This window comes from Succinimonas sp., from assembly GCF_045225735.1.
Lineage (GTDB): Bacteria > Pseudomonadota > Gammaproteobacteria > Enterobacterales > Succinivibrionaceae > Succinimonas.
In genome coordinates, this window is record NZ_JBGVBR010000396.1 from 1 (window position 1) to 4,650 (window position 4,650).

5 protein-coding genes are annotated in these 4,650 nt (G+C 52.0%); all 5 read left to right on the top strand.

The window, feature by feature from the left end; translation table 11 throughout:
- A partial coding sequence (locus ACJROR_RS14085) for an NUDIX domain-containing protein (protein ID WP_406547656.1) occupies positions 1 to 456 on the top strand: 456 nt, incomplete at its 5' end.
- Between the two features lie 135 nt (positions 457 to 591).
- Positions 592 to 1,704 (top strand): tRNA 2-thiouridine(34) synthase MnmA, encoded by a 1,113-nt coding sequence (gene mnmA / locus ACJROR_RS14090; protein WP_406547660.1) that lies wholly within the window; start codon positions 592 to 594, stop codon positions 1,702 to 1,704.
- Positions 1,705 to 1,718: 14 nt separating this feature from the next.
- Positions 1,719 to 2,369, top strand: coding sequence for a DUF489 family protein (locus tag ACJROR_RS14095; protein ID WP_406547657.1), 651 nt, complete (start codon positions 1,719 to 1,721; stop codon positions 2,367 to 2,369).
- A gap of 132 nt (positions 2,370 to 2,501) precedes the next feature.
- Complete coding sequence (gene purB, locus ACJROR_RS14100) at positions 2,502 to 3,875, top strand: adenylosuccinate lyase (RefSeq protein ID WP_406547658.1); 1,374 nt, start codon at positions 2,502 to 2,504, stop codon at positions 3,873 to 3,875.
- Positions 3,876 to 4,179: 304 nt separating this feature from the next.
- Positions 4,180 to 4,518, top strand: a complete 339-nt coding sequence (locus ACJROR_RS14105) for a helix-turn-helix transcriptional regulator (RefSeq protein ID WP_406547659.1) — start codon at positions 4,180 to 4,182, stop codon at positions 4,516 to 4,518.
- Positions 4,519 to 4,650 lie beyond the last annotated feature (132 nt).

The following is a 4,650-nucleotide window of genomic DNA, read 5'->3' on the forward strand; positions in this document are numbered from 1 at the left end:
GAAAGATTTCGTCCTTACGTAACCGTGGCGGCCATTATTGAGTGCCGGGGAAAATTTCTTCTTGTTTCAGAGTATGACGAGGCTCCGTATCCGGTGTACGGCCAGCCGGCCGGTCACCTGGAGAGAGGAGAGGATCCCGTATCCGGAATCCGCCGGGAAATTCTGGAGGAGACCGGATTGGATCTTGCTCCGGAGGGGCTTTCCGGAATCTATACCTATGTTAAGGAAAATGAAACCATTCAGAGATACTGCTTCTACGTTCATAATGACACCCTGCCGGAAAAGCTCATCCCTCATGATCCGGATCAGGAGATTCTCAATGCCGGGTGGTACTCCCGGGAGGAACTTAAGGAGCTGATGCCGCAGTTCAGAACCCGTCTGGTGAAGCTGTCCTTTGAGGACTACTTCGCAGGCTCCCGGTATCCCTTAAGCATTCTTCGCGAGGTGCGGCCGTAATTGCGGGGATCCGAGCTCAGGACAGTGAATGGAAGCAAAGCAAGCGAACAAACGAATAAAACCAGGGCAGCACAAGAGCAGCAAGTAAGGCAGCGGCGGAGCAAAGTCTTGAAATAAAACAAAGGCAGGGAACAGCTGAGGCCTGCGCAGGGGAATAATATGGCAGAGAAGGTAGTAGTGGGAATGTCCGGCGGCGTGGATTCATCCGTGTCCGCTCTTCTTCTTAAGGAACAGGGCTACGAGGTCACAGGCCTTTTTATGAAAAACTGGGAAGAGGACGATACCGATACCTACTGCTCGGCAGCGCAGGACGTGGCCGATGCCCGGGCCGTGTGCGACAAAATCGGCATCGAGCTTAAAACCATAAATTTCGCAGCGGAATACTGGGATCGGGTTTTTGAAAACTTTCTTTCCGAGTACCAGGCCGGCAGAACCCCGAACCCGGATATCCTCTGCAACAAGGAAATCAAATTCAAGGCCTTTCTGGAATATGCCCTGGAGGATCTGGGAGCCGACTATATGGCCACCGGGCATTATGTGAGAAGAACCTTTGAGGAGCGGCCGAAGCTTCTTCGGGGCTCGGATCCCAACAAGGATCAGAGCTACTTCCTTTATACCCTGAGCTATGAACAGGTGGGGCATTCTTTGTTTCCGGTGGGGGATATGCTGAAACCCGACGTGCGCCAGCTTGCCGAAAAGGCCGGTCTGGCCACGGCCCGGAAGAAGGATTCCACCGGCATCTGCTTTATCGGGGAGAAACGCTTCAATGAATTTCTGAACCGTTTTATCCCCGCGCAGCCAGGCCCTGTTGAAACCGTGGACGGTCTTGTTATCGGGGAGCATGAGGGACTCATGTTCCACACCCTGGGACAGCGCAAGGGACTGGGCATCGGCGGCCGGCAGGACAGCACCGATGAACCCTGGTATGTGGTGGATAAGGACGTGGCCCGGAATGCCCTTATCGTGGCTCAGGGCAAAAACCATCCCCGGCTGATGTCCCGGGGGCTTATTGCCGGAAGCCTCTGCTTTACCTTAAGTGAAAACCCGCCCGAGGGCAGATACACCGTCAAGACCCGCTACCGCCAGCAGGATATTCCCTGTGAGCTTATTGACATCGGTAATGGTAAAATTAAAATTATCTTTGATGAAGAGGTGGCTGCGGTTACTCCGGGACAGAGCGCGGTTTTATATGACGGGGAAGTCTGTCTCGGCGGCGGCATTATCGAAGAAAGGCTAAAGACTGTTTAATCCGGGAGAGTTTTATGGGGGATAACATTGCTGTTCAGGCGCTGGCGCTTGCGGCTGTGAGTCAGGGAGCGGCTCTTATTCAGCAGATTTCCCGTTTTGGCACCTGGGATCAGGACAGATCCGAGGAGGCTCCTCTGGCTATTCTGAGAGCTCTCCGGGTGGAAAACCCCGTAACGGCCTACGATGTTTATCCCGACAAGGATCTGGTGCTGGGGTATCAGACTTTTGTGGATGCCTTTTCCGTTTCCGGGGGATCCGAAACCCAGGAAATGGAGCTGGCTAAGTATATTCTGGCTTTTCTTGGTCTGGGCACCAAGGTGTTCTATGACAGCAATATGCTGGCCGCCATTGACCGGGAATTTCACAATCTGGATGCAGTGTATCAGGCCGGAGAAGACCCTAAGGATCTTCAGGACGAATATGTAAAGGGCCTTGCGGAACTCTACCATAAGCTGATCTCCTCCAGCCCTTACGGCAAGCTCATGATCTACGGCAACGAAGAGTATCTTAAGCAGGAAAAGATTCAGCAGCGCATCAGAGCTCTCCTTTTGGGGGTGGTGCGCGCGGTGATCCTCTGGAGACAGCTGGGAGGAAGCCGGCTCAGACTGTTTTTTAAGCGCCGGAAGTTTATGGATTTCATGGCTGACCATGCGCAGCGTCTCTGAGGCTGTTGCGTTTCCGGTGATCTCCTATGCAGCGCCGGAACACCGATTTTTTTTTTGAAAATTTGCTAATCCGTCAGGTCGGGCTTCTTAGCCGTATCTGACGTTTTTTTATTTATTACTGGAGTGTTTCTGATGGAACTTGAACTTTCGACTCTGACGGCAGTTTCGCCGATTGATGGCCGTTATGCCGGTAAGTGCGCCGAGCTTCGGGAGATATTTTCTGAATACGGTCTTATGCGTTTCCGGGTAACTGTGGAGATTAACTGGCTTAAGAAGCTGGCTCAGGAACCGGGCATCACCGAGGTCCCTCCCTTCAGCGCCGAAGCCGTGAAGTTTCTGGACAGCATTATCGAAAACTTCAGCATTGAGGATGCTAGGGCCATCAAGAAGCATGAAAGCGTCACCAACCATGACGTAAAGGCTGTGGAATACTTCCTGAAGGACAAGGTGGCCGCTTTCCCGGAAATAAACAATGTGAAGGAATTCATTCACTTTGCCTGCACCTCCGAGGACATTAACAATAATTCCCATGCCCTGATGCTGAAGACCGCCAGAGAAGAGGTTATCGTGCCGCTCTTCACCGAGGTTATTGATGCCATTGCCGATCTGGCTCACCGCTACGCTAATGACCCCATGATGTCCCGCACTCACGGTCAGCCGGCTTCTCCCACCACTCTGGGCAAGGAAATGGCCAATGTGGTTTACCGTCTCAGAAGACAGCTTAAGCAGATTGAAGCCGTGGAGATTATGGGCAAGATCAACGGCGCCGTAGGCAACTACAACGCCCATATGTCTGCCTACCCTGATGTGGACTGGAACCGTTTCAGCCGCGAATTCGAGGAAGGTCTGGGCCTTACCTGGGATCCCTACACCATCCAGATCGAGCCTCACGACTATATTGCCGAGCTTTTTGATGCCATTGCCCGTTTCAATACCATTGTGATGGATTTTGACCGGGATATCTGGGGCTACATCTGCCTGGGCATCTTCAAGCAGCGCACCATTGCCGGCGAGGTTGGTTCCTCCACCATGCCTCATAAGGTTAATCCCATTGATTTTGAAAACTCCGAGGGCAATATCGGCATCGCCAATGCGGTATTCCGTCATCTGGCCATGAAGCTTCCGGTAAGCCGCTGGCAGCGGGATCTCACCGATTCCACAGTGCTCCGCAATCTCGGTGTGGCCGTTGGCTATACTGAAATCGCCATGAAATCCACTCTCAAGGGGGTTAGCAAGCTGGAAGCCAATACCGCTCACATGCTGGAAGAGCTGGATATGAACTGGGAGGTGCTGGCTGAACCCTATCAGACCGTAATGCGCCGTTACGGGGTGGACAAGCCTTATGAAAAGCTCAAGGCTCTTACCCGCGGTCAGAAGGTAAACCGGGAGATCATGATGAATTTCATTGAGACCCTGGAGATTCCGGAGGAGGGCAAGGCCGCTCTCAGAAAGCTGACTCCGGCCAATTACATTGGCAGAGCTGCCGAGTTCGCTGCTGAGATTTAGTGTCATAGTCAGTAGCATTTCTCATTCTTTAAGATGCCGTGAAGTGCCGTGTTAGGCGGGATTTTGCGGCATTTTTGTTTTCTGGCGGACGGCAGGCAGGGAAGTCGGGGGCTGTCCTACACCTGTGGATAACCTTTGCATGATTTCTGGCAGGGGAACGGATTCAGCATGTCCTGAGAGAGTCAGTTTTATGTGTTTTAACACGCAATATATTGCATGTTATCGCTAAAATACCGGGTTAACGTGCAGTATTCTGCGTGTTATAAATTCATGTGAATCGCATTATCACGGAGCTCGGAAAAACATGAAAATCACATTCTGCTCTTCAACCAGTGAAGTTATCACCGAAATCGGCCGACGGGTTAAAGAGACCCGGCTGGCTGTGCCGCTGACGCAGCATGATTTGGCCAAGCTCACTAATCTGTCGCAAAGGACGATCAGCAGTCTTGAGAATGGGAATGACGTTTCGTTTTCCACAATTATTGAAGTGCTGCGGGCTTTGGGACGGCTGCAGAGTCTGGAGATCATGATTCCGGAACAGGGGATTAGGCCCAGCCAGATTGCGGAACTTGGAAAGCCGAGGGAACGTGCCAGACCAAAAAAACAGGTTCAGGGAGAATGGAAGTGGGGAGACGAGAAGTGACCTTTGCAGAAGCCTGTCCATGGTTTTGGTATTTCTGGTACTGATATGCTGGCATTTGTGGCTTTCGGGATTTGAGGACGGTTTGTATAATTTTGGGTAGAAGTTTTTTGTAACCTCTGGACAACGTTTGAA

What these genes read in the sequence shown, in the direction of transcription:
- ACJROR_RS14105 (WP_406547659.1), top strand. Translation starts at nt 4,180, where the DNA reads ATGAAAATCACATTCTGCTCTTCAACCAGTGAAGTTATCACCGAAATC.
- ACJROR_RS14095 (WP_406547657.1), top strand. Translation starts at nt 1,719, where the DNA reads ATGGGGGATAACATTGCTGTTCAGGCGCTGGCGCTTGCGGCTGTGAGT.
- purB (WP_406547658.1), top strand. Translation starts at nt 2,502, where the DNA reads ATGGAACTTGAACTTTCGACTCTGACGGCAGTTTCGCCGATTGATGGC.